The following is a 25,632-nucleotide window of genomic DNA, read 5'->3' as shown; positions in this document are numbered from 1 at the left end:
TGCTGACAGTTTATGGCAGCAGCGTTCAGTTCTCCATCGGCACGTCCTGCGTCTCGCGCCATTCCTTGAGGAGCACCGTGCGGCGGCGTGGGTAGCGCGCCTCGTGCAAGGCCATGTCGATGATGCGGTCGGTGCGGAAGTGTCGAAAATCCTGGCGCAGTTCGCACCAGGCCATGAGGACGCGCACATGCTCGTAATAGCCGAGCCCGAAAGGCCAGACGCGGCGGCGCGAAATACGGCCCTGCTCGTCGCCATAATGCAGTTCGAGGATACGCTCCAGGCGGATCGCCCTGCGGATGGCCGAAACGTCCGCCTTGTCCTCGTCCCTGCGTTTGGGACCGACGAAAAGTGCTGCCGAATCGATCATCTCGCGCATATCGGCCGGCAGCACGGCGGCAATCTTGGCCAGGGCGTCGGCACCGGCACCGGCAAGGCGCGGCTCGGCGGCGCGGGCCACCCAGCGCGAGCCGAGCACCAATGCCTCCAGCTCTTCTTCGGAAAACATCATCGGCGGCAGCATGAAGCCGGGCTTCAGCACATAACCGATGCCGGCTTCGCCTTCGATCATCGCGCCCTGGGCCTGCAGGCTGGCAATATCGCGATAGAGCGTGCGCAGGCTGACGCCGGTCTCCTGGGCAAGCACTGTGCCGGTCACCGGCCGCCGGTAACGCCGGAGCGTCTGGAGCAGCGTCAGCAGCCGTTCCGAGCGGGCAACCGGCATGGCGCTACCGCTTCCACTCCACCCAGTCGCGCATCAGGCGGTGGGCGATCGCCCCTTTCGGCGGCGAGGCCCTGCCTGTCGCGCTCGGGCGTTCCAGCATCTCGATCGTTTCCTCGCGGGTGAACCAGCGGCAATCTTCCAGCTCGGTCTCATCGCGGCTGATTTCGGTGGATTTCGCCTCGGCGTAACAGCCGATCATCAGTGAATGCGGCATCGGCCAGGGCTGCGAGGCGTGATAGCGGATGCGGCCGGTGCGGATGCCCGATTCCTCCAGCGTTTCGCGGCGCACGGCGTTCTCGATGGTCTCGCCGGGTTCGAGGAAGCCGGCAAGACAGGAATACATGCCGGGCGCGAAATGCGGACTGCGGCCGAGCAGGCAGAGGTCGCGCTGCTCGTCGACCGTCAGCATGATGACGACGGGGTCGGTGCGCGGGAAGATCACGTGTTCGCAGGCAGCGCAGACACGTTTGTAGCCGCCGATGTGGATCTCCATCGCCGAGCCGCAGCGGCCACAAAAGCGATTGTCGCCATTCCAGCGGATGAGGCTCGCGGCCTGGGCGAATTCGCCGAGCAACACTTCGTCGATCAGCATTTCGCGAAACAGCGTGCGGCCGTCGGCAGGCTTGTACTGGCTGGTGAGGTCGTCGACGTCGATGCCAACGGGAACGGCAAGGCGCGGCTCGCCGCTCTTGCGGTAACCGAGAAGCACGGTCTCGTCCCAATCCGGCTGCAATTCCTGCAGCTCGTAGCGGGCAAAGAGCGGGTCGAGCACCTGGCCGTCATGCTTCAGCACCAGCTTATCCCTGGTGAAGGCGAAGATATGGGTGCCTTCCTTGGCCAGCGCCTTTTCGACGGATTGTTCGTCGCGATGCTCGGAATCGCGGTTGAGGTCGTTGGCGGCAAAGGCCGTGAGATTGCTGGGTTCCGGATGCGGCACATCCGAATCGAAAAGCGAATGACTCATGATGAAAGGGCTTCCCGCAGCTTCGCAATAAATTCGTCTCTCTTTCCGTCTTCGTAGGGTTCAGCGCGCCCGAAGCCCCAGACGGGACCCGGCCAATTGGCATCGCCTTCGAAGCGGGCAATGACATGAACATGAAGCTGGCGGACGATATTGCCAAGAGCCCCGACATTGATTTTTGTCGCGCCGGTGATCTCCTTCAGCGCCTTGGCGACCAGCTCCGTCTCGAAGGCAAGCAGCACCTGGTCGAGCGGCGTCAGCTCGAAGATTTCGGTGATGTCAGCCCGGCGCGGCACGAGAATGAGCCAGGGCCAGCGGGCGTCCCTCGACAATCTCAGATCGCAGAGACCGGTGACCATGATGCTGACGCTGTCGTTTTCCAGCCGGGGATCGAGCGCGAAACCTTTCAAAGGGCATTCCTCCTGTCTTTTCCTACGACTAGCAGTTTTTTCGCATGTTGGCTTGCTTTTGATGACGATATTGCCGATATGTGCATCCGGGAGGTTGGTGGTGGACGAGCCACTCGCCAACCGGGTCAGGTCCGGAAGGAAGCAGCCCTAACGAGCCCGGCACGGGTCATCGTGCCAGCCTCCCACCTTCTCTCCACGAAGTGCCCGACAGTCCGGGCGACAAGCAGGGCGATGAGCGACACCGAGCGACAATCAAAAGATGCCGCCTCGACGGGCACCGGATACCGAGTGCTGGCTCGCAAATACCGCCCCAAGGATTTTACGGACCTGATGGTCGGCCAGGAGCCGATGGTCCGCACCCTCACCAACGCCTTCGAGACCGGCCGCATCGCGCAAGCCTACATGCTGACCGGCGTGCGCGGCGTCGGCAAGACGACGACGGCGCGCATCCTGGCGCGGGCGCTGAACTACAAAACATCGGAGATCGACAAGCCGACGATCGACCTTCGCACGCCGGGCGAACACTGCCAGGCGATCATGGAAGGCCGGCATGTCGACGTGATCGAGATGGATGCGGCCTCCCATACCGGTATCGACGATATCCGCGAGATCATCGAGCAGGTGCGCTACCGGCCGGTTTCGGCGCGCTACAAGGTCTATATCATCGACGAAGTGCACATGCTGTCGACACAGGCCTTCAACGGCCTGTTGAAGACGCTGGAAGAGCCGCCGGAGCATGTGAAGTTCATCTTCGCCACCACCGAGATCCGCAAGGTGCCGATCACCGTGCTGTCGCGCTGCCAGCGCTTCGACCTGCGCCGCATCAGCGCCTCCGATCTCGTCGGGCTGTTCACGACAATCGCGGCCAAGGAAGGCATCGAGGCGGAAGCTGACGCGCTGGCGATGATCGCGCGTGCGGCCGAAGGCTCGGCGCGCGACGGCCTGTCGCTGCTCGACCAGGCGATCGCTCATGGCGCAGGCATCGTGCAGGCGGAAGCCGTGCGCGGCATGCTCGGCCTTGCCGATCGCGCCCGGATCGTCGATCTCTTCCAGCATATCGTCAAAGGCGATGTGGCCGCCGCCCTCGGCGAGTTCCAGAACCAGTACGAAGCCGGCGCCAATCCGGTGGTGGTGCTGACCGATCTTGCCGATTTCACCCATCTGGTGACGCGGCTGAAATATGTGCCGGATGCGGCAAACGATCCTTCGCTCAGCGAGGTCGAACGCACCAAGGCGGCGGAATTTGCGAAGGGCGTTGCAGTGACGACGCTGTCGCGCATCTGGCAGATGCTGCTGAAGGGCATTCCGGAAACGGAAGGCTCGTCGCGGACGGCAGGGGCGGCCGAGATGGTACTGATCCGGCTTGCACATGCCGCGCATCTGCCGGCGCCCGAGGATGCGGCGCGGCGGCTTGCCGAATTTTCGGGCGACAATGCCGGCCCGCGGCCCTCTTCCCCACCTTCCGGCAATGGCGGCAACAACGGAACACGGGTTTCCTATCAGGGCAGTGTCGCCGCACGCGCGCCGGAAACAGCACCGAGCAAGCCACAGCCTTCAGCGCCAGTGGCGATGCTGCGCGCCGTGCCGAGCAGCCAGCCGGAAACGACGCCTGTCGGGCGGATCGAAACCAAGCCCACTGAAGCGCCGAAGCCGCTCGTCCCGATCAATTCGGTCAACGATATCGTCAACCTCGCCACCGAGAAACGCGATCCGAAGCTGAAGGCGATGGTGCGCACCTTCTTGCGCCCGGTCCGGATCGAAGCCGGCCGGCTCGACGTCAGCCTGGCTCCCGGTGCACCGACGACGCTGCTCAACGAGCTTGCCGTCAAGCTGAAGGAATGGACCGGCATCCATTGGATCGTCAGCCTCAGCCGCGACGAGGGTCAGCCGACGCTTGTCGAAGCGGAGGCCAGGACCCGGGAACAGCATGTGATCGACGCGCGCCAGGACCCTGACGTGGCGGCAATCCTTGCGCATTTCCCCGGCGCCAAGATCATCGACGTGCGCGTGCGGGCGCCCGAACCGGAGGAGGAAGGCGAGGCGACGCCGCCGGCCGCCGCCGAATCCGAGGAAGGCGACATCCTGCCGGGCGACGACATAGAATTCTAGGTTTCAAGAAGGAGCGAGACGATGCGCGACATCATGGGCATGATGGGCAAAGTCAAGGAAATGCAGGCCAAGATGGAGCAGATGCAGGCGGAGATCGCCGAGCTCACGGCCGAAGGCAAAGCGGGCGGCGGTCTCGTCGCCGTCGTCATCTCGGGCAAGGGCGAGCTGAAGAGCCTGAAGATCGACCCGTCGCTGTTCAAGGAAGACGATGTCGAGATCCTCGAAGACCTGATCGTCGCCGCTCACAAGGACGCCAAGGACAAGGCCGAGGCGCTCGCAGCTGAAAAGACCAAGGCGCTGACGGCCGGCCTGCCGATCCCGCCCGGCTTCAAGCTGCCATTTTGAGGCGGCCCTCATATCAAGGTGTCAAGTGATCTAGTGCGCTTCGTCGGCTTGGGATTCCAGCATGGCCCGAAGCTTGTAGTGAATTGGGGCCGCGAGATATCGCGCCCGATCTGCGCCCTGAAGCCTTCGGCCGAAGGTCTCCATTAGCTCGGGCATCGTAATCTTGTCTCCCGAAAAAGACGTGTATTCCATCGGCATCCCGGGCTCGGCCACGCCGCCCCGGATGACGCGGCAATAGATGCCGGGACGGGCGGCGGCAGTGTAACGCTTGACGAATTTCGGATCGGCCATCCTGGCGGCGAAGGTGGCGCAGGGCATACGGCATGCCGTGACTTCGAGGATGAGATCGCCAGCGGCGAAGCGGTCGCCGACGGCGACGTCGCGATTGTCCAGATCTGATATCACCATGTTCTCGCCGAAAGTACCGGCCTCGTAGGGTCGGCCCAGCTCCTGCGCCCACCAGTCGAGTGTCAGCGATCCCTCGATATAAACAGCCTGGTCGACGCCGCCATGGTGTTTGCGGTTGCAGATCGCATCGCCGACCAGACCTTCGGCATCGATCATCACCGCGCCGTTGACGGCGTGTTTGAAGATGCCGGTCTTGTAGCTCTTGCCCGGCAGTCTTTCCGGATTGCCGGTGCACAAGGCCAGGATTTTCATGGGATGGCCGATCCTTCCGCGATTCCGTTTTCGTTCCATATCAGTTAAGAACGGCGCATGGCAAAACGAGTCACCGGACCCGAAATCGAAAAACTCATCCAGCTGCTGGCGAAGGTGCCGGGCCTCGGGCCGCGCTCGGCGCGCCGGGCGGCACTGCATCTGATCAAGAAGAAGGACCAGCTGCTCGGCCCGCTGTCGAATGCAATGGGCGAGGCCTATGACAAAGTGAAGATCTGCTCGCGCTGCGGCAATGTCGATACGGTCGATCCCTGCATTGTCTGCACCGACACGCAACGCGATCAATCCGTCATCATCGTCGTCGAGGACGTATCGGATCTCTGGGCGCTGGAGCGGGCAGGCGCGATGAACGCCGCCTATCACGTGCTCGGCGGCACGCTGTCACCGCTCGACGGGGTCGGTCCTGACGATCTCAACATTCGCGGCCTGATCGACCGGGTCGGCGAAGGCGGCATCCGGGAACTGATCATCGCGGTCAATGCCACCGTCGAGGGACAGACGACGGCGCATTACATCACCGACCAGTTGCAGGGGCTCGACGTGAAGATCACGCGGCTGGCGCATGGCGTGCCTGTCGGCGGCGAACTCGACTATCTCGACGAGGGCACGCTTGCGGCGGCACTTCGGGCGCGGACGGTGATATGAGAGGCTTGCGTATGTTGCACCACACCCCCCTCTGCCCTGCCGGGCATCTCCCCCACAAGGGGGGAGATCACAAGTGGCTTTGGTTTCCCGCTTCATTGTCAGTTTGCCGCGCAGAAACGTCGATTATCGGCGGAAACCTCCGCGCCCAGCCGATCTCCCCACCTGTGGGGGAGATGCCCGGCAGGGCAGAGGGGGGTGTTCCACGGCGGCTGCGGATATTCGCACTCACATTGGCGGCAGCTCTCCTGCCCCTCTCCTGTTACGCGGCCCCTTCAAAAGCCGATGTCGAGGTGCAGTTCGAAAAATGGGTGCAGGCCGACCTCTGGCCGGAGGCGAAGGCGAACGGTATTTCGGAGAAGGTCTTTCAAGCCGCTTTCTCCGGCATCACGCTGAACTGGAACCTGCCCGATCTCGCCCCGCCCGGTTTCCCGCCGCCGAAGGAGCAGAAGCAGACGCAGGCCGAATTTTCCTCGCCCGCTCCCTATTTCAACGAGGACCAGCTGAAGAAGCTTGCCGCAACGGGACGCGGCTTTGCCGCCCAGTATGGCTCGACGCTGAAGCGGATCGAAAAGACCTATGGCGTGCCGGGCTCGATAGTGCTTGCCATCTGGGGCCGGGAAACGGGCTTCGGCGCCGCGAAGATCCCGAATTCGGCGATCGAGGTGCTGGCGACCAAGGCCTTCATGTCGACGCGCAAGGAGATGTTCCGCACCGAGCTGGTGGCCGCACTCCATATTCTCGACGGCGGCGACGTCACACCTGCCAACTTCAAGGGTTCGTGGGCGGGCGCACTCGGCCAGCCGCAATTCATGCCGACCAGCTATCTAAAATATGCCGTGGATTTCGATGGCGACGGTCACCGCAATATCTGGACATCGGTGCCCGATACGCTCGCCTCGATCGCCAATTACCTGGTCAAGAAAGGCTGGCAGCGCAACCGCGACTGGGGCTTCGAGGTGTCGATACCGGAGGCGGTCTCCTGCGCGCAGGAGGGACCCGATCTGGCAAAGCCGCTGTCGCACTGGGCCTCGCTCGGCATCGACCGCATCTCCGGCAAGGGCTTTCCCTCCGGCGAAATGAAGGCTGAGGGCATGATGCTGGTTCCGGCCGGCCGAGACGGACCGGGATTCATCGTCACGCCGAATTTCTACATCATCAAGGAATACAATAATTCCGATCTCTACGCGCTCTATATCGGCAATCTTGCCGACCGGATCGCCTATAATGGCGGCGCCTTCCAGGGCAGATGGGGCGATGTCGGCAAGATGCTGCGCTCGGACGTCGCCGCCATGCAGAAGGCGCTGGAACGGCAGGGCTATGATGTCGGCGGTTCCGACGGTCTGCCGGGCTACAAGACCCGGCGTTCGATCGGCCAGTGGCAGGCAAAGAACGGCATGAAGCCGACATGCTTTCCGGAGGCTGCGATGAAGGGCAAGCTGAAGTAACCGGCTTCAGAGCGGTTCAGTTTTCATGCAAGCACAGAACCGCTCTTACTTTTTGTTTTTACGCAATTCCGGACGGAAAACCGCTTCACACTTTTCCTGGAATTGCTTCAGAGATTGCGTTTCAAACCTTCATGGCTGGCGACGAAACCGAGCTTCTCGTAGAAGCGGATCGCATCCCCTCGCGTCTTGTCCGATGTCAACTGCACGAGGCCGCAGCCGCGCTCGGCGCATTGGGCGATCGCCCATTCGATGAATTGTGCGCCGAGGCCAGAACCGCGAAGATCGCTTGCGACACGCACGCTTTCGATCTGGCCGCGCCACATGCCCGTCCTCGAAAGACCGGGAACAAAACTCAGCTGCAGGCAGCCGACGACCCGATCGGTCGCGTCATTGGCGACGGCCAGAAGCTGATTGGCGTCCGCCTCGATCGCGGCGAAGGCCGAGAGATAACGCGCGTCGACAGGATCCGAAACGATCTCCCTTCTGCCGCCAAGATCGTCATCGGCCAGAAGCCGGACGATGGCAGCCAGGTCGGATTGGTGAGCGAGCCTGAATCTGTACATGTTTGATCTCTGCACACCTGGTCTCAATGATGCAGATCGATCGGCGCCTTGTGGAAGACGTCGTCACCCGGCGGAATGGCCTGGCGTTCGATCATGCGGTGGACATGCAGCGGACCTTCGCCGCGGTGAAGCGCACGCAGCCTGTCGGTGTTTTCGGCATCGGCCTGCGTGCGCCGCTGGTTGTGCCTTATGTATTCGACCCAGGTCGGCGTATGGTAGGTTTCCGTCCAAAGGCTGGGATTTTCGAGATCACGCATCAGCGCCCAGTTGCGGGCGCCGTCGCGGATGCGGATACGGCGGCGCTCGCCCATCAATTCCATGAACTCGGCAAGGTCCTCGTCGGCAATCTCGTAGTCGACCTGGATGACGATCGGGCCGCTGCGCGGCGTGATGTCGAGACTGAGGGCCGGTTCGGTGAAGCGGTTCAGCGGATCGAGGTTGAGCGAGGCAAAGGCCGGCATGGAAAAGCGCAGGCCGATGGCGATGCCGAGCAGCATGACGACGGATGACATCAGCAGAGCATCGGCGACGCCGTAGCGATCGGCGGCAACGCCCCACAGCCAGCTGCCGCCGGCAATGCCGCCGAAGGTGACGGTCTGGTAGAGCGACAGCGCCCGGCCGACCACCCAGCGCGGCGTCGAAAGCTGGACGATGGTGTTGAACAGCGATAGTGCGGAGACCCAGCAGGCGCCTGAAACGAGCAGCCCGGCGGAGGTCAAGACGGCACTCGGGCTCAAGGCTGCGATGACCGCACTCAGTGCAAAACCGGCAAAGGAGAGGCGGATGATCATCTCGCTGGAAAGCACCTGGCGAAGCCTGGCATTCAGCACCGCACCGCCGATTGCGCCGATGCCGAAGGCGCCGAGCATGAAACCGTAGGTCAGCGGCCCGCCGGCAACGAGATCGAGGGCGACGACCGGCAGCAGCGCCAGGATCGAGCTGGCGCCGATGCCGAAGAGCAGCCCTCTGACGAGGACCTTTTCGAGATTGGGCGACATCGAGACATAACGCAGGCCGGCGAAGATGGCGCTGCCTAGCGCCTCCCGCGGAAGGGTCGAGACGGGCGCGGCTGGCCGCCAGCGCAGCAGGGCATAGATCAAGGCGAGGTAACTCAGCGTATTCACCGCGAAGGCTGCGGCCGCGCCGGCAGCAGCCACGATGACGCCGCCGATCGCCGGGCCGACGCTGCGGGTGATGTTGAAACCCATGCTGTTCAGCGTGACCGCTGCCGGCAGATCGGCGCGCGGCACCATATCGCCGACTGATGCCTGCCAGGAGGGATTGTTGAGCGCGGTGCCGCAGCCGATCAGGAAGGTGAAGAAGAGCAGCAGCCAGGGCGTGATCCAGCCGAGCAGGGCTGAGGCCGTCAGCAGCGCCGAGACCGTGAGCATCATGCACTGCGCCGTCAGCATGACCCGGCGGCGGTCATAATTGTCGGCCAGCGCACCCGATATCAGCGAAAACAGCATAATCGGCAGCGCCGTCGAGGTCTGCACCAGCGCGACCATGTCCTCCGAGGCGGTGATCGTCGTCATCATCCAGGCGGCGCCGACCGCCTGGATCAGGCCGCCGAAATTCGAAGAAAGGCTCGCGAACCAGATGGTGCGGTAGGTATCGTGCCGCAAAGGCGCCAATGTCGACGAAGTGTAGGCCACGATTTCTCCCGCTTTTGTTATTGCGCGCCAACGGCAATATATGCGCAAGACCGGCGCTGGCCATAGGCCTGTTCACGCGCGGCAAGCGAATTGGCCGAATCGGTCGCGGACCTTGCAATTTCGGAAAAACCCGACTATATGCCTCTCAAATTCTTGATCGCTTGATGAAGAGTGGGCCGCAAGGACCCGCTCTTTTTTATTAGCGCGATCGCCGAAAAAGCATGAAATTGCGAGGAGCGCACCGCTTGTCGGATCTGACAAACGCAGACAATGAACGTGAGCCGCGGCTGATAACCGAAACCGGGCTCGACCAGCGTCTTGCCGATATCATCGAACCCGTTCTCGTCGACCTGGGCTTCCGCCTTATCCGCGTCCGCATGATGAACCAGAACGGTGCGACGATGCAGGTCATGGCCGAACGCAACGACGGCACGATGACGGTTCAGGATTGCGAAGAAGTCTCGATGGCGATTTCTCCCGTCCTCGATGTGGAAGATCCGGTCGATAAAGAGTATCATCTGGAAGTGTCTTCGCCCGGCATCGACCGTCCGATGGTGCGGAAATCTGATTTCGTCCGCTGGCAGGGCCACCTTGTGAAATGCGAGACGTCGATCTTGATCGACAATCGCAAGCGCTTCCGCGGCAAGATCGTCGAAGCAGGCACAGATGGTTTCACGCTCGAGCGTGACCAGATCGCCTATGGGGAAGAGCAGAAGGTCACCATTCCCTTCACGGCGCTTAGCGATGCGAAGCTCATTCTGACCGACGACCTGATCCGCGACGCGTTGCGCGCCGACAAGCTGGCGAAAGCCCAGGCCGCCAACCAGAACGAAGCGGACGACGAAGAATAACCGATCAACAGACCGCTCCAGGGACGGGACCCCTGGAGTAAAGACGGAGAAACAAGACAATGGCAGTCAGTGCGAACCGGCTCGAACTTCTGCAGATCGCAGATGCAGTGGCGCGCGAAAAAGTCATCGACCGCGAGATCGTGCTGGCCGCAATGGCCGATGCCATCCAGAAGGCGGCACGCTCCCGTTACGGCACCGAGTCCAACATCCGTGCCGACATCAATCCGAAGACCGGCGAAATCCGCCTGCAGCGCCTGCTCGAAGTCGTCGAGAAGGCCGAGGATTATTCGACCCAGATCCCGCTGGAGCTGGCCCGCGACCGCAACCCGGACGCCGCACTCGGCGATTTCATCGCCGATCCGCTGCCGCCGATGGATTTCGGCCGCATCGCCGCACAGTCGGCCAAGCAGGTGATCGTGCAGAAGGTGCGTGAAGCCGAGCGCGACCGCCAGTTCGACGAATTCAAGGATCGCACCGGCGAAATCGTCAACGGCACCGTCAAGCGCGTCGAATACGGCAACGTCATCGTCGATCTCGGCCGTGGCGAAGGCATCATCCGCCGCGACGAAATGATCCCGCGCGAAAACGTCCGCTATGGCGATCGCGTCCGTGCCTACGTCTATGATGTCCGTCGCGAGCAGCGCGGCCCGCAGATCTTCCTGTCGCGTACGCATCCGCAATTCATGGTGAAGCTTTTCACCATGGAAGTGCCGGAGATCTACGACGGCATCATCCAGGTAAAGTCGGTCGCCCGCGACCCGGGTTCACGTGCCAAGATCGCGGTGATCTCGAACGACAGTTCGATCGATCCGGTCGGCGCCTGCGTCGGTATGCGCGGCTCACGCGTTCAGGCCGTCGTCGGCGAGCTTCAGGGCGAGAAGATCGACATCATTCCGTGGAGCCAAGACCCGGCGACCTTCGTCGTCAACGCCCTGCAGCCGGCTGAGGTCGCCAAGGTCGTTCTCGACGAGGATGCCGAGCGTATCGAAGTCGTCGTTCCCGACGAGCAGCTGTCGCTTGCCATCGGCCGCCGCGGCCAGAACGTCCGCCTCGCTTCGCAGCTGACCGGCTGGGATATCGACATCATGACGGAGGCCGAGGAATCGGAACGCCGCCAGAAGGAATTCAACGAGCGTACCAATCTGTTCATGGATTCGCTCGATGTCGACGAGATGGTCGGCCAGGTTCTGGCTTCGGAAGGTTTTGCCGCGGTCGAAGAACTGGCTTATGTCGATCTCGACGAAATCTCTTCGATCGACGGTTTCGACGAGGAGACGGCGCAGGAAATCCAGCAGCGCGCCCGCGAATTCCTCGAGCGTCTCGAAGCCGAGATGGACGAGAAGCGCAAGGCGCTCGGTGTTCAGGACGAACTGCGTGAAATCAACGGCATGACCGCCCAGATGATGGTGGCGCTCGGCGAAGACGGCATCAAGTCGATCGAGGACTTTGCCGGTTGCGCTGCCGACGATCTCGTCGGCTGGTCGGAACGCAAGAACGGCGAAACGAAGAAGTTCGAGGGCCTGTTCTCGAAGTTCGACGTCTCGCGCGTCGAGGCAGAACAGATGATCGTCCAGGCCCGCCTTTCGGCTGGCTGGATCACGCAAGAGGACCTGGCGAAGGGGACCGAAGAAGAGGTCACCGAAGCCGAACAAGAAGCATGATGACCGCGCATGAACCGGACGCTCCTCTCGAGGACGACGATCTTGCAGGTTATGACGTGAACGGACGCATGTGCATCGTGACGCGCGAAAGCGGATCGCCGGAAGAGCTGATCCGCTTCGTCGCCGCTCCCGATGGAACAGTTGTCGCCGATCTGAAGCGCGAGCTTCCGGGACGCGGATGCTGGGTGAAGATCGACCGGTCGCTGGTCGACAGGGCGGTGGCGAAGAAGCTCTTCGCCCGCGCGCTGAAGACGGATGTAAAGGCGGCGGACGATCTCGGCGCGAGTGTCGATCGGCTGCTCGCGGCGCAATTGATGCAGATGATGAACATGGCGCGGAAAGCCGGCCAGTTCGTCAGCGGGTCCTCGAAAGTGGATGCCGCGGTCAGAAGCGGAGCAGCCCTTGCGGTGTTCCACGCGACTGGTGCAGCGGACGATGGCGTCCGGAAAATCGACCAGGCCCGCAAGGCCTGGCACCTCGGAATGGAGACCGAGGAGGAGATACCTTCCTTCCGTCTCTTCTCGGAGAGCGAAATGGAAGGCCTGATGGGCCAGAATGCTTTTATCCATGCCGCAGTGCTTGCAGGGCAGGCGGGTGAAGGTGTAGTGAAGCGCGCAAAGATGCTCGAACAGTACCGTATTGGCGGTCAGTCCCGGGCAGCGGGCGGCGCTGGCCGGCAAAAACAATGAGGCGGTCACCGGCATCGGCCGGTCCCATCCTCATTGATCGACAGTATTGAACGACAGGGTCTGATCTAGTCATCGCTCCCTGTCCGAAGGAACGGGAACGAATGACCGATAGTAACGACGACAAGACAATCAGCGTAGCGGGCAAAAAGACACTCACCCTGAAACCATCGGGGATGAGCCAGGGCACCGTTCGCCAGGATATGGGTCGAGGTCGCACCAAGGCGGTCGTCGTCGAGACCCGTAAGCGGCGCCCGATGCGCCCGGAAGACGAAAAGCCGATCACACCCGTCGCTCCGCCGGCCCCCGTGCGCGCAGCCGAACCGGCGCCCGCACCCGTGCAGGCGCGTCCGCAGCAGCCGACGCCGGCACCGCGGGTTCAGCAGGGCAACAACAACCAGACGAACCAGCGTCCGCCGCAGCAGTCTCACCAGCCGCCGCGCCAGAACGATCGTCCGCGCCCGGTGGTGTTGAACCATCTGTCGCCGGAAGAGATGGACGCCCGCCGCCGCGCGCTTGCCGACTCCCAGGCGCGTGACGCCCAGGATGCGATCCGCCGTGCCGAGGAAGAAAAGCTCCGTGCCGCCGAAGAGGTTATCCGCAAGGCAGCCGAAGCGGAAGAAGCTGCCCGCCGGGCCGCTGAAGAGGCCGTCCGGCAGGCTGAGGCACCCGCTGTTGCTGAACCGGCAGCCGCAGAACCGGCTCCGGCCGAAGCACGCACCGACGCCGCACGGCCGCAGCAGCCCGCATCGTCGGCACCGGCCGCACGCCGGCCCGATGCGGCTGGAGCACCTGCTGCCCGTCCGGCAGCCGGCGCTGCCGTCCCTGGGGCCGTTCGCGGCCGCCGCGACGAAAAGGAAGAAGACGATCGTGGCGCAGCGCGCGGCGGTCCGGTCCGTGGCCGCGTCGTTCGCCCGGAACCCGCAAAGCCGGTCACGACTCGTCCGAAGACGGATGAAGAGCGCCGTCGCGGCAAGTTGACGATCACCACTGCCAACGTGGACGGCGAGGACAATGCCCGCGGTCGTTCGCTCTCGGCGATGCGTCGCCGGCAGGAGAAGTTCCGCCGCGGTCAGATGCAGGAAACCCGCGAGAAGATCTCCCGCGAGGTGGTTCTGCCCGAGACCATCACCATTCAGGAACTGTCGCAGCGCATGTCCGAACGCGCCGTCGACGTCATCAAGTACCTGATGAAGGAAGGCCAGATGATGAAGCCGGGCGACGTCATCGACGCCGACCTTGCCGAAATCATCGCCGGCGAATTCGGCCATACGGTCAGGCGCGTGTCGGAATCCGACGTCGAACTCGGCATCTTCAACGTGTCCGACGACGATGGCGAACTGGTCTCGCGCCCGCCCGTCGTTACCATCATGGGCCATGTCGACCACGGCAAGACCTCGCTGCTCGACGCCATCCGTCATGCCAACGTGGTCTCCGGCGAAGCCGGTGGCATCACCCAGCATATCGGCGCCTATCAGGTGGAGCAGAACGGTCAGAAGATCACCTTCATCGATACGCCCGGCCACGCCGCCTTCACGGCAATGCGTGCCCGCGGTGCGCAGGCGACCGACATCGCGATCCTGGTCGTCGCAGCCGACGACAGCGTGATGCCGCAGACGATCGAATCGATCAACCACGCCAAGGCGGCTGGTGTTCCGATCATCGTGGCGATCAACAAGGTCGACAAGCACGAGGCTGATCCGCAGAAGGTCCGCAACCAGCTGCTGCAGCACGAAGTCTTCGTGGAATCCATGGGCGGCGAAGTGCTTGACGTCGAGGTTTCGGCCAAGACCGGCAAGAACCTCGACAAGCTGCTTGAGGCGATCCTGCTGCAGGCGGAAATTCTCGATCTCAAGGCCAATGCGAACCGGACCGCCGAAGGCACTGTCATCGAAGCCCAGCTCGATCGTGGCCGTGGTTCGGTCGCGACCGTGCTCGTCCAGAAGGGCACGCTGCGTCCCGGCCAGATCATCGTCGCCGGCGACGTCTGGGGCCGCGTGCGCGCTCTCGTCACCGACAAGGGCGACCATGTGAAGGAAGCAGGCCCGGCAACGCCGGTCGAGGTTCTCGGTCTTTCCGGCACGCCGCAGGCCGGCGACAAGTTCGCCGTCGTCGAAAGCGAAAGCCGCGCCCGCGAAATCTCGGAGTATCGTCAGCGTCTGGCCCGCGACAAGGCGGCTGCCCGCCAGTCGGGACAGCGCGGTTCGCTGGAACAGATGATGATGCAGCGCCAGAGCGTCGGCATCAAGGAGTTCCCGCTGGTCATCAAGGGTGACGTGCAGGGCTCGATCGAAGCGATTGCCGGTGCGCTGGAGAAGCTGGGCACCGACGAAGTCCGCGCCCGCATCGTCCATTCGGGCGCCGGCGGTATCACCGAGTCGGATATCTCGCTCGCCGAAGCCTCGAACGCGGCCATCATCGGCTTCAACGTCCGTGCGAATACGCAGGCACGCCAGTTCGCCGAGCGCGAAGGCATCGAAATCCGCTACTACAACATCATCTACGACCTCGTAGATGATGTGAAGGCAGCGATGTCGGGCCTCTTGTCTCCAGAGCGGCGCGAAACCTTCATCGGCAATGCCGAGATCCTCGAGGTGTTCAACATCACCAAGGTCGGCAAGGTCGCAGGCTGCCGTGTCGTCGAAGGCAAGGTCGAACGTGGTGCCGGCGTCCGCCTCATCCGCAACGACGTCGTCGTTCACGAAGGCAAGCTCAAGACGCTCAAGCGCTTCAAGGACGAAGTGTCCGAAGTGCCGATGGGTCAGGAATGCGGCATGGCCTTCGAAAACTACGAGGACATGCGCGCCGGCGACGTCATCGAGTGCTTCCGCGTCGAACATATCACGCGCACGCTCTAAGCTGCTGCGCCTGAACTTTTCCCAAAGCCATCCGCCAGCCGGCGGATGGCTTTCGGACATCTGCTGACTTGACCTTTTGGACCAAAAGAGTCATGGACGCTCTCCTTTGACGGGTTCGATTCCCAGCCGCATCGGCAAATAGAGATAACAATGACCAGAGTAACTTCTTCCGCGCCTTCGCAGCGCATGCTGCGCATTGGCGAACAGGTTCGCGCCGCTCTCACCCAGGTGCTGCAGCGCGGCGAAGTGCGTGACGAAATCATCGAGGCGACCGTGATCTCGATCTCGGAAGTGCGCATGTCGCCGGACCTCAAGATCGCCACCGCCTATGTGACGCCGCTCGGCGTTTCCGACCACAGCATCGTCATCGAGGCGTTGAACCGTCATGCAAGGTTCATCCGTGGCCGGCTCGGGCCGCAGCTTCGGCAGATGAAATACATGCCGGAGGTACGCTTCCGCGACGATACCAGCTTCGACAACTACAAGAAAATCGACGAGCTGCTGCGTTCGCCCGAGGTGAGCCGCGACCTCGACGGCGATAATGACGAACAATAAACAGAAGAGACGCATGTCCAAACCACGCAAACCCAAAGGCCGGCCGATTTCCGGCTGGCTGATCCTCGACAAGCCGGTGGATTTCGGCTCGACGGAAGCCGTCTCCAAGATCAAGTGGCTCTACAAGGCCGAGAAGGCCGGTCATGCCGGCACGCTCGATCCGCTCGCCTCCGGCATGCTGCCGATCGCGCTCGGCGACGCGACGAAGACCGTCCCCTACGTGATGGACGGCCGCAAGATCTATGAATTCACGGTGAGCTGGGGCGAGGAACGTGCGACCGACGATCTCGAGGGCGAGGTGACCAAGAGTTCGGACAAACGCCCGAGCGAACAGCAGATTCGCGATATTCTGCCTGGATATATCGGTACCATCAGCCAGGTGCCGCCGCAGTTTTCCGCTATCAAGATATCCGGTGAGCGCGCCTATGATCTGGCGCGCGAAGGCGAAACCGTCGAAATCCCCTCGCGTGACGTCGATATCTTCCGGCTGACCTTGCTCGCCTGCCCGGACGCCGATAGCGCGCATTTCGAAGTGGAATGCGGCAAGGGTACCTATGTCAGGGCGCTGGCGCGCGATTTCGGCCGCGAGCTTGGCTGCTACGGCCATGTGTCCGGGCTGCGACGCACCTTCGTCGCGCCTTTCGCGGAAGAGGCCATGGTGCCGCTTGCGGATCTCGTGGCACTGGAGGCGATCGAGGATATGGACGAGCGCCTGGCGGCCCTCGACGCGCTGCTGATCAACACCTGCGAAGCGCTATCCTCCCTGCCCCATCTGGTCATCAATGACGACCAGGCGCACCGGCTGAAGATGGGCAACCCGATCCTGGTGCGTGGCCGCGATGCGCCGGTTGCCGAAAGCGAAGCCTATGCGACGGCCCGCGGCAAGCTGATCGCGATCGGCGAGATCGGCCAGGGGGAGTTCCGCCCGAAGCGGGTTTTCGCCTGAGCCTATCTGGCTTTCTGACAACGACAGCGATTGTCAGCCGGTAGCGATGCGATATCTTCCCTGTCGGGCCATAGCGGCCCGAGGGGCCATGGGGGCCCGACAGAGGGAAAGACTATGCGTGGAACTGCTATCGGAATCCTGACGTTCTTTTCGATGTTGCTTGCCGTCACCGGCGCTCAATCCGCCGAGCGCTGGGCCGAGCTTCCGGCCTTTCCTTCGATGCCGGTGGCAAAGACGAGCGGCATGGCCGAGGTGAACGACATCAAGATGTATTACGCCGAATACGGCGAAGGCGACCCGATCCTCTTCATCCATGGCGGTCTTGGAAATGCCGAGGTCTGGGGTCACCAGGTCGCCGATTTTGCCAAGGATCATCTGGTCATCGTTGCCGACAGCCGCGGACATGGGCGCTCGACGCGCAGCCAGCAGCCCTTCGGTTATGATCTGATGACATCGGATTATGTGGCACTTCTTGACTATCTGAAGATCGACAAGGTGACGCTTGTCGGATGGTCGGACGGCGGCATCATCGGCATCGACATGGCGATGAAACACCCAGAAAAATTGACCCGCGTCATTGCCCAGGCAGCCAACGTCACAACAGACGGCGTCAAGGCTGACGTCATGGACAATAAGACCTTCAACGACTACATCAACGTCGCCGGGGAGCAGTACCGGAAGCTTTCGCCGACGCCGAACGAATATGACGCCTTCGTCAAGCAGATCTCCGAAATGTGGGCAACCCAGCCGGCCTGGACGGCCGCCGATCTTGGCAAGATCTCGGTGCCGGTCACACTTGCCATCGGCGATCATGATGAAGCCGTAAAGCTCGACCATACGGAAATGATGGCAAAACAGATTCCGGGCGCCAAACTCGTCATCCTGAAAGATGTGAGCCATTTCGCCATGCTGCAGGATCCTGCAGCCTATGACGGGATGATCCGGGGCGCCATGGCGGGCCGTTGAAGCCGCCAAGGACGACCCCTCTTTCCATTGATCCATATTTGGTTTATAGGCAGCGCCAGCATCGGGTACGCCCGTTTGCATTCACGGCCAAAGCTGGACGACATCCCGGCTTTTGGCGACTTTAATCTCCTCCTCTTAGAAAGGATCACCCGATGTCGATCACTGCTGAGCGCAAGTCTGCGCTGATCAAGGAATATGCGACCGTTGAAGGCGATACCGGTTCTCCGGAAGTCCAGGTCGCGATCTTGACCGAACGCATCAACAACCTGACCGAACACTTCAAGGACCACAAGAAGGATAACCATTCCCGCCGTGGCCTGCTGACGATGGTTTCGAGCCGCCGCTCGCTTCTTGATTATCTCAAGAAGAAGGATGAAGGCCGCTATTCCAAGCTGATCACCAGCCTGGGTATCCGCCGCTAAGATTGTCCGGCGGGCGCTTTCCGAGCGCCCGCCGGATCCTGTTTCGGGACACGGCTCCCGATGAAATGTTCCAACCGCGCCCTATCTTTTAGCGGTGGAAAGACCGGCAGACCCGGATGGGCCGGTTCTGCCAAACCAACCGTTGACCTGTCATGGGGCAGGATTGCCGGATGCTTTCGGCCAAGGCTTGTCAGTGAGCTTTGGCCCGGTTTCTCAGGAACGCCTGAGGAAACCGAGGATGAAAAGCCTCCCGTTGTCTTGCCCGTGATACGTCACATTGATTGCGGTCGACTGTGCGCTGCGCCTTGATATCGGCGATGGCGCGTGCTCCCGCATTGAAGGACAAGACATGTTTGATACACACACAGTGGAAATCGAGTGGGCTGGCCGCCCGCTGAAACTCGAAACCGGCAAGATCGCCCGTCAGGCCGACGGCGCCGTTCTCGCCACCTACGGCGAAACCGTCGTTCTCGCCACCGTCGTCTCGGCCAAGGCGCCGAAGGCCGGCCAGGACTTCTTTCCGCTCACCGTCAACTACCAGGAAAAGACCTATGCGGCCGGCAAGATCCCCGGCGGCTACTTCAAGCGCGAAGGCCGTCCGAGCGAAAAGGAAACCCTGGTTTCCCGCCTGATCGACCGCCCGATCCGCCCGCTTTTCCCTGAGGGCTACAAGAACGACACGCAGGTTGTCGTTACCGTTATCCAGCATGACCTCGAAAACGATCCCGACGTGCTGTCGATGGTTGCCACCTCGGCTGCGCTGACGCTGTCCGGCATTCCCTTCATGGGCCCGGTCGGCGGTGCGCGCGTCGGCTACATCAACGGCGAATACGTTCTCAACCCGCATCTCGACGAGATGGACGAATCGAGCCTCGACCTCGTCGTCGCCGGCACCTATGACGCCGTCCTGATGGTGGAATCCGAAGCCAAGGAACTTAACGAAGACGTCATGCTCGGCGCCGTCATGTTCGGCCACAAGGGTTTCCAGCCGGTTCTCGACGCGATCATCAAACTCGCCGAAGTGGCCGCCAAGGAGCCGCGCGACTTCCAGCCGGCAGACTACTCCGCTCTCGAAACCGAAATGCTCGGCCTTGCCGAAGGTGAACTTCGCGAAGCCTACAAGATCACCCAGAAGGCCGACCGCTACGCCGCCGTCGACGCCGTCAAGGCGAAGGTGAAGGCGCACTTCCTCCCCGAGGAAGGCGAAGCCCGGTACACACCCGAAGAAGTCGGCGCGATCTTCAAGCATCTGCAGGCGAAGATCGTCCGCTGGAACATCCTCGACACCAAGAGCCGCATCGACGGCCGCAACCTCGAAACCGTCCGTCCGATCGTTTCGGAAGTCGGTCTTCTGCCGCGCACCCACGGTTCGGCGCTGTTCACCCGCGGTGAAACCCAGGCGATCGTGGTTGCCACCCTCGGCACCGGCGAAGACGAGCAGTATGTCGACAGCCTGACGGGCATGTACAAGGAGCGCTTCCTGCTCCATTACAACTTCCCTCCCTACTCGGTTGGCGAGACCGGCCGCATGGGCTCCCCGGGTCGCCGCGAAATCGGCCACGGCAAGCTCGCATGGCGCGCGATCCGTCCGATGCTGCCGACGCCTGAGCAGTTCCCCTACACGCTGCGCGTCGTCTCCGAGATCACCGAGTCGAATGGCTCGTCCTCGATGGCGACCGTCTGCGGTACCTCACTCGCTCTGATGGACGCCGGCGTTCCGCTGGCAAAGCCGGTTGCCGGTATCGCCATGGGTCTGATCCTGGAAGGCGATCGCTTCGCTGTCCTCTCCGATATTCTCGGTGATGAAGACCACCTCGGCGATATGGACTTCAAGGTCGCCGGTACCGCCGACGGCATTACCTCGCTGCAGATGGACATCAAGATCACCGGTATCACCGAAGAGATCATGAAGGTCGCCCTTGGCCAAGCCCAAGGCGGTCGCGTCCACATCCTCGGCGAAATGTCCAAGGCCATCACCGAAAGCCGTGGCCAGCTCGGCGAATTCGCTCCGCGCATCGAAGTCATGAACATCCCGGTCGACAAGATCCGTGAAGTCATCGGCTCCGGCGGCAAGGTCATTCGCGAAATCGTCGAAAAGACCGGCGCGAAGATCAACATCGAGGACGACGGCACCGTCAAGATCGCTTCGTCCTCCGGCAAGGAGATCGAAGCGGCCCGCAAGTGGATCCACTCGATCGTTGCCGAACCTGAAATCGGCCAGGTCTACGAAGGCACGGTCGTCAAGACCGCCGACTTCGGCGCCTTCGTCAACTTCTTCGGCGCCCGCGACGGCCTCGTCCACATCTCGCAGCTTGCTTCCGAGCGTGTTGCCAAGACCCAGGACGTCGTCAAGGAAGGCGACAAGGTCTGGGTCAAGCTGCTCGGCTTCGACGAACGCGGCAAGGTTCGCCTGTCGATGAAGGTCGTCGACCAGGCCACCGGCCAGGAAATCCCGAACGAGAAGAAGAAGGAAGAAGCGGCCGAATAAGCCGCCTTCCAGATTCAATACCGGGCGCGGGAATGCTTCCGCGCCCTTTTTTGTATCCTAAAGCGCGGCGCGATCCTTCAGATCGCTTACCGCACTTCAGGTCTTCGGTCTTGCGTGTGTCGTGCTCGCAAAACCGCCGAACACTTTTGCGCGACATGCTTTAAGACGAGACGAGACCATGAGCAGCGAGACGCTGAAGACCCTGTTCCATCCCTTTGCCAGCGGCACAGTCGCGGCGCCCGGCGAGGGCGAGCGCGTGCTCTTCCTCGGCGCCGAGGCAGGCTTTGCGCTGCCGGAAGGCTTTGCCGCCTCGCTCAGCGCCGTCCAGGGCTTCCGGCCGCTCTATCGCCAGCTGCTGGCGCAGCGGATCGAAGCGAAGCCGGAGATCGACGGCGAGGACTACGATGCGGCTCTGGTGCTCTGCACCAAGCACAAGGGCGAGAACGAGGCCAATCTCGCCGCTGCGATCGCCCGCACGCGGCTCGGCGGCCTGATCGTCATTGCCGGCGCCAAGGAAGACGGCATCCAGCCACTGCGCAAGCGGATGGAAGGTTTCAATCTCGCCGTCGACCATATGCCGAAATATCATGGCGTCGCCTTCTGGTTTGGCCGGCCGGCGGATGCCGACGAGATTATCTCCAAGCTGGCAAAGGCGCCGGTGCGCGTCGACGGTCGTTTCCAAGCGACTCCAGGCATGTTCTCGCATGACCGCATCGATGCCGGATCGGAGCTGCTCGCCTCGCGCCTGCCTGAGGATTTCACCGGCGACGTTGCGGATTTCGGCGCCGGATGGGGCTATCTCTCCGTCGAGCAGGCGCAGAAGTCGCGTGGACTGACGCGCCTCGACCTCTACGAGGCCGACCACGCGGCTCTGGAGGCTGCCAGGGATAATCTGGCTAAGAACTGCCCGAACGCGCCTGCACGCTTCTTCTGGCACGATCTGGCGGGTGAGCCGGTCAAAGACAAATACGATCTCGTCATTATGAACCCGCCCTTCCATGAGGGACACGCGGCCGATCCGGCGCTCGGCCAGGCAATGATCAAGACGGCCGCATCCGCCCTTCGCGGCGGCGGCCGCTTGATGCTCGTCGCCAATCGCGGCCTGCCTTACGAGCCCGTTCTGGCGGCAAATTTCAGGGAAAGCGGCGAAACCTGCCGCAACGCCCGGTTCAAGGTTCTCTGGGCGAAGAAATAAGCCTACGGGGCTTCGACGCTGATCCTATCATCGAACAACAAAAAGGCCGGGCGCATCATCTGCGCACGGCCTTTGAGTTTCAAATGGGGTAGCCGTTTACTCGACGTCCGCCCTGCGCAGCGCTTCCAGCGTCGGCATGGAGGTGACGTTGAAGCCGGCGTCGACGAAGTGGATTTCGCCGGTGACGCCGGACGAAAGGTCGGAGAGCAGGTAGAGAGCCGAGCTGCCGACCTGATCGATGGTCACGGTCTTGCGCAGCGGCGCATTGCGCTGGTTCCAGGAGAGGATCGCGCGCGCATCGGAGATGCCGGCGCCGGCAAGCGTACGAATCGGGCCGGCGGAAATGGCATTGACGCGGATTCCGCGCGGGCCGTAATCGGCGGCGAGATAGCGCACCGAAGCCTCGAGCGCTGCCTTGGCAACCCCCATGACGTTGTAGTTTGGGATGACGCGCGTCGAGCCATTATAGGTCAGCGTCAGCATCGCACCACCATCTTCCATCAACGGAGCGCAGCGCTTGGCGATCTCGGTGAAGGAGAAACAGGAAATGACCATGGTGCGGCTGAAATTCTCACGCGTCGTATCGGCGTAGAGACCCTTCAGCTCGTTCTTGTCGGAAAAGCCGATGGCATGGACGATGAAATCTAGCTTGCCCCAACGCTCCTGGATCGCGTCGACCACGGCATCGACCGAGGCGACGTCCTCGACGTCGCAGGGCAGCACGAAATCCGAGTTGACCTCGGCAGCAAGCGGCCTGACGCGCTTGCCGAGCGCATCGCCCTGATAGGTGAAGGCGAGTTCCGCACCCTGTGCGGCGAGAGCTTTTGAAATCCCCCAGGCGATCGAGTGGTTGTTGGCGACGCCCATGACGAGCCCGCGCTTACCCTGCATGATTCCCGTCATATTATTATCCGTTATAGCGCTGGAAGACGAGCGTGGCGTTGGTGCCGCCGAAGCCGAAGGAATTGGAGAGGGCAATGTCGATCTTGGCGTCGTCGATGCGCTTGCGCACAATCGGGACACCTTCGAATTCGGGATCGAGCTCGGTGATATGAGCGCTTTCGCCGATGAAGCCTTGCTGCATCATCAGCAGGGAATAGATCGATTCCTGCACGCCGGCTGCGCCAAGCGAATGGCCGGTCAGCGACTTGGTCGACTGGATATGGGGGATCTTCGAGCCGAATACTTCGCGGATGGCGCCGATTTCCTTGCTGTCGCCAACCGGCGTCGACGTGCCGTGGGTGTTGACGTAGTCGACATCGCCTTTAACGGTGGCGAGCGCCTGGCGCATGCAGCGGATAGCGCCCTCGCCCGAAGGGGCGACCATGTCGTAGCCGTCTGAGGTTGCGCCGTAACCGACGATTTCGGCGTAGATCTTGGCACCGCGGGCCTTGGCGCGCCCCAGCTCCTCGAGCACCAGCACGCCGGCGCCGCCGGCGATGACGAAGCCGTCGCGGTTGACGTCATAGGCGCGCGAGGCGCTGTCCGGCGTGTCGTTGTACTTAGAGGACATGGCGCCCATGGCGTCGAAGAGGTTGGACATCGTCCAGTCGAGATCCTCATGGCCGCCAGCGAACATCACGTCCTGCTTGCCCCACTGGATCATCTCGGCGGCGTTGCCGATGCAATGCGCCGACGTCGAGCAAGCCGACGAGATCGAATAATTGACGCCGTGGATCTTGAACCAGGTGGCGAGCGTGGCCGATGCGGTCGAGGACATCGCCTTCGGCACGGCGAAGGGGCCGATGCGCTTCGGGCTGTTGTTCTTGATGGTGATTTCGGCAGCTTCGATCAGCGTGCGGGTGGACGGACCGCCGGAGCCCATGATGATGCCGGTACGCTCGTTCTGAGCGTAGTCTTTCTCTTCCAGGCCGGAATCGGCAAGTGCCTGCTTCATGGCCACATGGTTCCAGGCGCCGCCCTGCGACAGGAAACGCATGGCGCGGCGGTCGACCAGTTCGGCAAGTTCCGCCGAACCGAGCTTTGGACTGCCCCAGACCTGGCACTTGAACCCATGTTCGGCGAAATCGCTCGAAAAGGAGATACCCGACTTTGCCTGCCGCAAGGATTCGGTGACTTCGGCCGCGTCGTTTCCGATCGAGGACACGACACCCAGACCTGTGACAACTACCCGTCTCATCTGATCAAACCTTTGTTGTTTTCGTCAGCCGCTCGAAATGCGGTTTCAGGCCGTCTTGTCTTTCGATAGACCGACGCGAAGGTCGGCCGCCTGATATATGGTCTCGCCGTCCGCCTTTAGCCAGCCGTCGGCGGTGCCGAGGACCAGACGGCCACGCATGACACGCTTGAAGTCGATGCCATATTCGATCAGCTTCGTCTGTGGCCGGACCATGCCCTTGAATTTCACTTCGCCGGTCGAAAGTGCCATGCCGCGGCCTTCTTCGCCGAGCCAACCCAGAAAGAAACCGGTCAGCTGCCACATGCCGTCGAGACCGAGGCAGCCCGGCATGATCGGATTGCCTTCGAAATGGCAGGGGAAATACCAGTCGTCCGGGCGTACGTCATATTCGGCCCGGAGGTAGCCCTTATCGAAGGTGCCGCCCGTTTCGGAAATGTCCGTGATGCGGTGAACCATCAGCATGGGCGGCAGGGGCAGCTGCGCATTGCCGGGGCCGAACAGCTCGCCATGTGCGCAAGCGATGAGTTCTTCATACGAGAAGCTGGACTGTCTGGTCGTCATAAAGTTTCTTTTTCCCCCCGCGTCAAGCCGATGGATGTGAACGTGTAGTCCAAGTTCTTCAGAAAATGAAGCACAAGCAAGGCAGCTTCATTCATCGCCCCGGACCAGGCTTGCGCCATTATTTGGTGGTCGCATACAGGAAGGCTAGGGCTGGGACCAGACCTATTTGCGTCAAAAGCCCGTTTTTGCCTCGTTTATCAGGCTCCCGTCCCCATTGAACTATTGAAAGGCTCCGATGCAAAAGTTATACCGCTTAAAGAAACATGATTGCTTTATGCCAGAATAACCGGAGTTGGTTTTGATGACGGGTGCATTCCCGATCGCAATAGAGGTAAGGCTGCGCGGTGCAGGCCTGCGCCCCACCCGCCAGCGCGTCGCGCTCGGCGACCTCCTTTTTGCCAAGGGCGACCGGCATTTGACCGTCGAGGAACTGCATGAAGAGGCGGTTGCCGCCGGCGTGCCGGTGTCCTTGGCAACCGTCTACAACACGCTGCACCAATTCACGGAAGCCGGTCTCATCCGCGTTCTCGCCGTCGAGAGCGCCAAGACCTATTTCGACACCAATGTTTCCGACCATCACCATTTCTTCGTCGAAGGCGAAAACGAGGTGCTCGACATTCCCGTCAGCAACCTGACGATCGCCAATCTGCCGGAACCGCCTGAGGGCATGGAGATCGCCCATGTCGACGTGGTGATCCGCCTGCGGGCGAAGCAGGGCTGACGACACCTCTAAAGCGACGCCCTTTAGATCTTTATTTTTATGCATGTCGT

General features: G+C 62.0%; 24 protein-coding genes and 1 other RNA gene. 16 read left to right on the top strand and 9 right to left on the bottom strand.

The features are described from left to right. Positions 1 to 25: 25 nt before the first annotated feature. From HX898_RS08005 to HX898_RS07995, 3 genes are read right to left on the bottom strand one after another with little or no spacing between them, the layout of a single operon-like run. The gene (locus HX898_RS08005; RefSeq protein WP_138332093.1) at positions 26 to 721 is read right to left on the bottom strand and encodes a YafY family protein; all 696 of its coding nucleotides are present in this window, start codon (positions 719 to 721) and stop codon (positions 26 to 28) included. A gap of 4 nt (positions 722 to 725) precedes the next feature. Then, a complete protein-coding gene (gene nudC / locus HX898_RS08000) occupies positions 726 to 1,685 on the bottom strand; it encodes an NAD(+) diphosphatase (RefSeq protein ID WP_011649957.1) in 960 nt (319 codons plus the stop codon). Further along, positions 1,682 to 2,092, bottom strand: coding sequence for an HIT family protein (locus HX898_RS07995; protein WP_012759659.1), 411 nt, complete (start codon positions 2,090 to 2,092; stop codon positions 1,682 to 1,684). The genes nudC and HX898_RS07995 overlap by 4 nt, the downstream gene beginning before the upstream one ends. Positions 2,093 to 2,181: 89 nt before the next feature. Between HX898_RS07995 and ffs the strand changes: the two genes are divergently transcribed. From ffs to HX898_RS07980, 3 genes are all read left to right on the top strand, one after another. Beyond that, positions 2,182 to 2,278: signal recognition particle sRNA small type (ffs, locus tag HX898_RS07990), an RNA gene on the top strand. Positions 2,279 to 2,323: 45 nt separating this feature from the next. After that, positions 2,324 to 4,201, top strand: coding sequence for a DNA polymerase III subunit gamma/tau (locus tag HX898_RS07985; RefSeq protein ID WP_180194393.1), 1,878 nt, complete (start codon positions 2,324 to 2,326; stop codon positions 4,199 to 4,201). 21 nt (positions 4,202 to 4,222) lie between these two features. Continuing rightward, complete coding sequence (locus HX898_RS07980; protein WP_003555794.1) at positions 4,223 to 4,546, top strand: YbaB/EbfC family nucleoid-associated protein; 324 nt, start codon at positions 4,223 to 4,225, stop codon at positions 4,544 to 4,546. A gap of 30 nt (positions 4,547 to 4,576) precedes the next feature. Here the strand turns inward: HX898_RS07980 and HX898_RS07975 are convergent, their stop codons facing one another. Further along, complete coding sequence (locus HX898_RS07975) at positions 4,577 to 5,206, bottom strand: MOSC domain-containing protein (RefSeq protein WP_180194392.1); 630 nt, start codon at positions 5,204 to 5,206, stop codon at positions 4,577 to 4,579. A 57-nt stretch (positions 5,207 to 5,263) separates the two neighbouring features. Between HX898_RS07975 and recR the strand changes: the two genes are divergently transcribed. Both recR and HX898_RS07965 read left to right on the top strand, forming a co-directional pair. After that, on the top strand, positions 5,264 to 5,869 hold the full coding sequence (recR, locus tag HX898_RS07970; protein ID WP_003555792.1) for a recombination mediator RecR: 606 nt from the start codon (positions 5,264 to 5,266) through the stop codon (positions 5,867 to 5,869). Between the two features lie 173 nt (positions 5,870 to 6,042). Then, positions 6,043 to 7,314: a lytic murein transglycosylase gene (locus tag HX898_RS07965; protein ID WP_180194391.1), complete on the top strand. Its 1,272-nt coding sequence runs from the start codon at positions 6,043 to 6,045 to the stop codon at positions 7,312 to 7,314. A gap of 107 nt (positions 7,315 to 7,421) precedes the next feature. Here HX898_RS07965 and HX898_RS07960 read toward each other — a convergent pair whose 3' ends face one another. Together HX898_RS07960 and HX898_RS07955 are read right to left on the bottom strand one after the other, a co-directional pair. Next, positions 7,422 to 7,877 carry a GNAT family N-acetyltransferase gene (locus HX898_RS07960; protein WP_171599930.1) on the bottom strand — a complete coding sequence of 152 codons (456 nt, stop codon included), beginning with the start codon at positions 7,875 to 7,877 and terminating at the stop codon, positions 7,422 to 7,424. A gap of 23 nt (positions 7,878 to 7,900) precedes the next feature. Then, entirely contained in the window at positions 7,901 to 9,580 is a 1,680-nt protein-coding gene (locus tag HX898_RS07955) for an MFS transporter (RefSeq protein WP_173862984.1), read from the bottom strand. A gap of 197 nt (positions 9,581 to 9,777) precedes the next feature. Here HX898_RS07955 and rimP point away from each other — a divergent pair, with 197 nt between their 5' ends. The 10 genes from rimP to HX898_RS07905 all read left to right on the top strand — a co-directional run bounded on the left by rimP (position 9,778) and on the right by HX898_RS07905 (position 22,160). Next, the gene (gene rimP / locus HX898_RS07950; RefSeq protein ID WP_003544329.1) at positions 9,778 to 10,383 is read left to right on the top strand and encodes a ribosome maturation factor RimP; all 606 of its coding nucleotides are present in this window, start codon (positions 9,778 to 9,780) and stop codon (positions 10,381 to 10,383) included. Positions 10,384 to 10,442: 59 nt separating this feature from the next. Further along, a complete protein-coding gene (gene nusA, locus HX898_RS07945) occupies positions 10,443 to 12,044 on the top strand; it encodes a transcription termination factor NusA (protein ID WP_138332086.1) in 1,602 nt (533 codons plus the stop codon). Next, complete coding sequence (locus HX898_RS07940; RefSeq protein WP_017989926.1) at positions 12,041 to 12,733, top strand: RNA-binding protein; 693 nt, start codon at positions 12,041 to 12,043, stop codon at positions 12,731 to 12,733. The genes nusA and HX898_RS07940 overlap by 4 nt, the downstream gene beginning before the upstream one ends. A 101-nt stretch (positions 12,734 to 12,834) precedes the next feature. Next, positions 12,835 to 15,588, top strand: coding sequence for a translation initiation factor IF-2 (infB, locus tag HX898_RS07935; protein WP_138332085.1), 2,754 nt, complete (start codon positions 12,835 to 12,837; stop codon positions 15,586 to 15,588). A gap of 150 nt (positions 15,589 to 15,738) precedes the next feature. Next, on the top strand, positions 15,739 to 16,143 hold the full coding sequence (rbfA, locus tag HX898_RS07930) for a 30S ribosome-binding factor RbfA (protein ID WP_138332084.1): 405 nt from the start codon (positions 15,739 to 15,741) through the stop codon (positions 16,141 to 16,143). A gap of 13 nt (positions 16,144 to 16,156) precedes the next feature. Continuing rightward, a complete protein-coding gene (gene truB / locus HX898_RS07925; RefSeq protein ID WP_180194390.1) occupies positions 16,157 to 17,089 on the top strand; it encodes a tRNA pseudouridine(55) synthase TruB in 933 nt (310 codons plus the stop codon). A gap of 114 nt (positions 17,090 to 17,203) precedes the next feature. Continuing rightward, positions 17,204 to 18,055 carry an alpha/beta hydrolase gene (locus HX898_RS07920; protein ID WP_138332082.1) on the top strand — a complete coding sequence of 284 codons (852 nt, stop codon included), beginning with the start codon at positions 17,204 to 17,206 and terminating at the stop codon, positions 18,053 to 18,055. Between the two features lie 152 nt (positions 18,056 to 18,207). After that, positions 18,208 to 18,477, top strand: coding sequence for a 30S ribosomal protein S15 (gene rpsO, locus HX898_RS07915; RefSeq protein WP_003544317.1), 270 nt, complete (start codon positions 18,208 to 18,210; stop codon positions 18,475 to 18,477). A 349-nt stretch (positions 18,478 to 18,826) separates the two neighbouring features. Then, positions 18,827 to 20,965 carry a polyribonucleotide nucleotidyltransferase gene (gene pnp / locus HX898_RS07910; protein ID WP_138332081.1) on the top strand — a complete coding sequence of 713 codons (2,139 nt, stop codon included), beginning with the start codon at positions 18,827 to 18,829 and terminating at the stop codon, positions 20,963 to 20,965. 178 nt (positions 20,966 to 21,143) lie between these two features. After that, positions 21,144 to 22,160, top strand: a complete 1,017-nt coding sequence (locus tag HX898_RS07905; protein ID WP_138332079.1) for a class I SAM-dependent methyltransferase — start codon at positions 21,144 to 21,146, stop codon at positions 22,158 to 22,160. A gap of 96 nt (positions 22,161 to 22,256) precedes the next feature. On the opposite strand, the gene fabI is transcribed toward HX898_RS07905, so the two are convergent. Genes fabI through fabA form a run of 3 tightly spaced genes read right to left on the bottom strand, consistent with a single transcriptional unit; the run spans position 22,257 to position 24,861 of the window. After that, complete coding sequence (gene fabI, locus HX898_RS07900) at positions 22,257 to 23,063, bottom strand: enoyl-ACP reductase FabI (RefSeq protein ID WP_138332078.1); 807 nt, start codon at positions 23,061 to 23,063, stop codon at positions 22,257 to 22,259. A gap of 4 nt (positions 23,064 to 23,067) precedes the next feature. Further along, entirely contained in the window at positions 23,068 to 24,300 is a 1,233-nt protein-coding gene (gene fabB, locus HX898_RS07895; protein ID WP_138332077.1) for a beta-ketoacyl-ACP synthase I, read from the bottom strand. Positions 24,301 to 24,345: 45 nt separating this feature from the next. Continuing rightward, positions 24,346 to 24,861 (bottom strand): 3-hydroxyacyl-[acyl-carrier-protein] dehydratase FabA, encoded by a 516-nt coding sequence (gene fabA, locus HX898_RS07890; protein ID WP_017962726.1) that lies wholly within the window; start codon positions 24,859 to 24,861, stop codon positions 24,346 to 24,348. A 301-nt stretch (positions 24,862 to 25,162) separates the two neighbouring features. On the opposite strand from fabA, the gene irrA reads away from it, so the two are divergent. Beyond that, positions 25,163 to 25,582, top strand: a complete 420-nt coding sequence (gene irrA / locus HX898_RS07885; RefSeq protein WP_003544303.1) for an iron response transcriptional regulator IrrA — start codon at positions 25,163 to 25,165, stop codon at positions 25,580 to 25,582. Positions 25,583 to 25,632 lie beyond the last annotated feature (50 nt).

Origin of the sequence: Rhizobium sp. WYCCWR 11128 (assembly GCF_013416305.1) — a bacterium.
Taxonomy (GTDB): Bacteria; Pseudomonadota; Alphaproteobacteria; order Rhizobiales; family Rhizobiaceae; genus Rhizobium; species Rhizobium indicum.
This window is presented reverse-complemented; position numbering and strand designations above follow the sequence as displayed.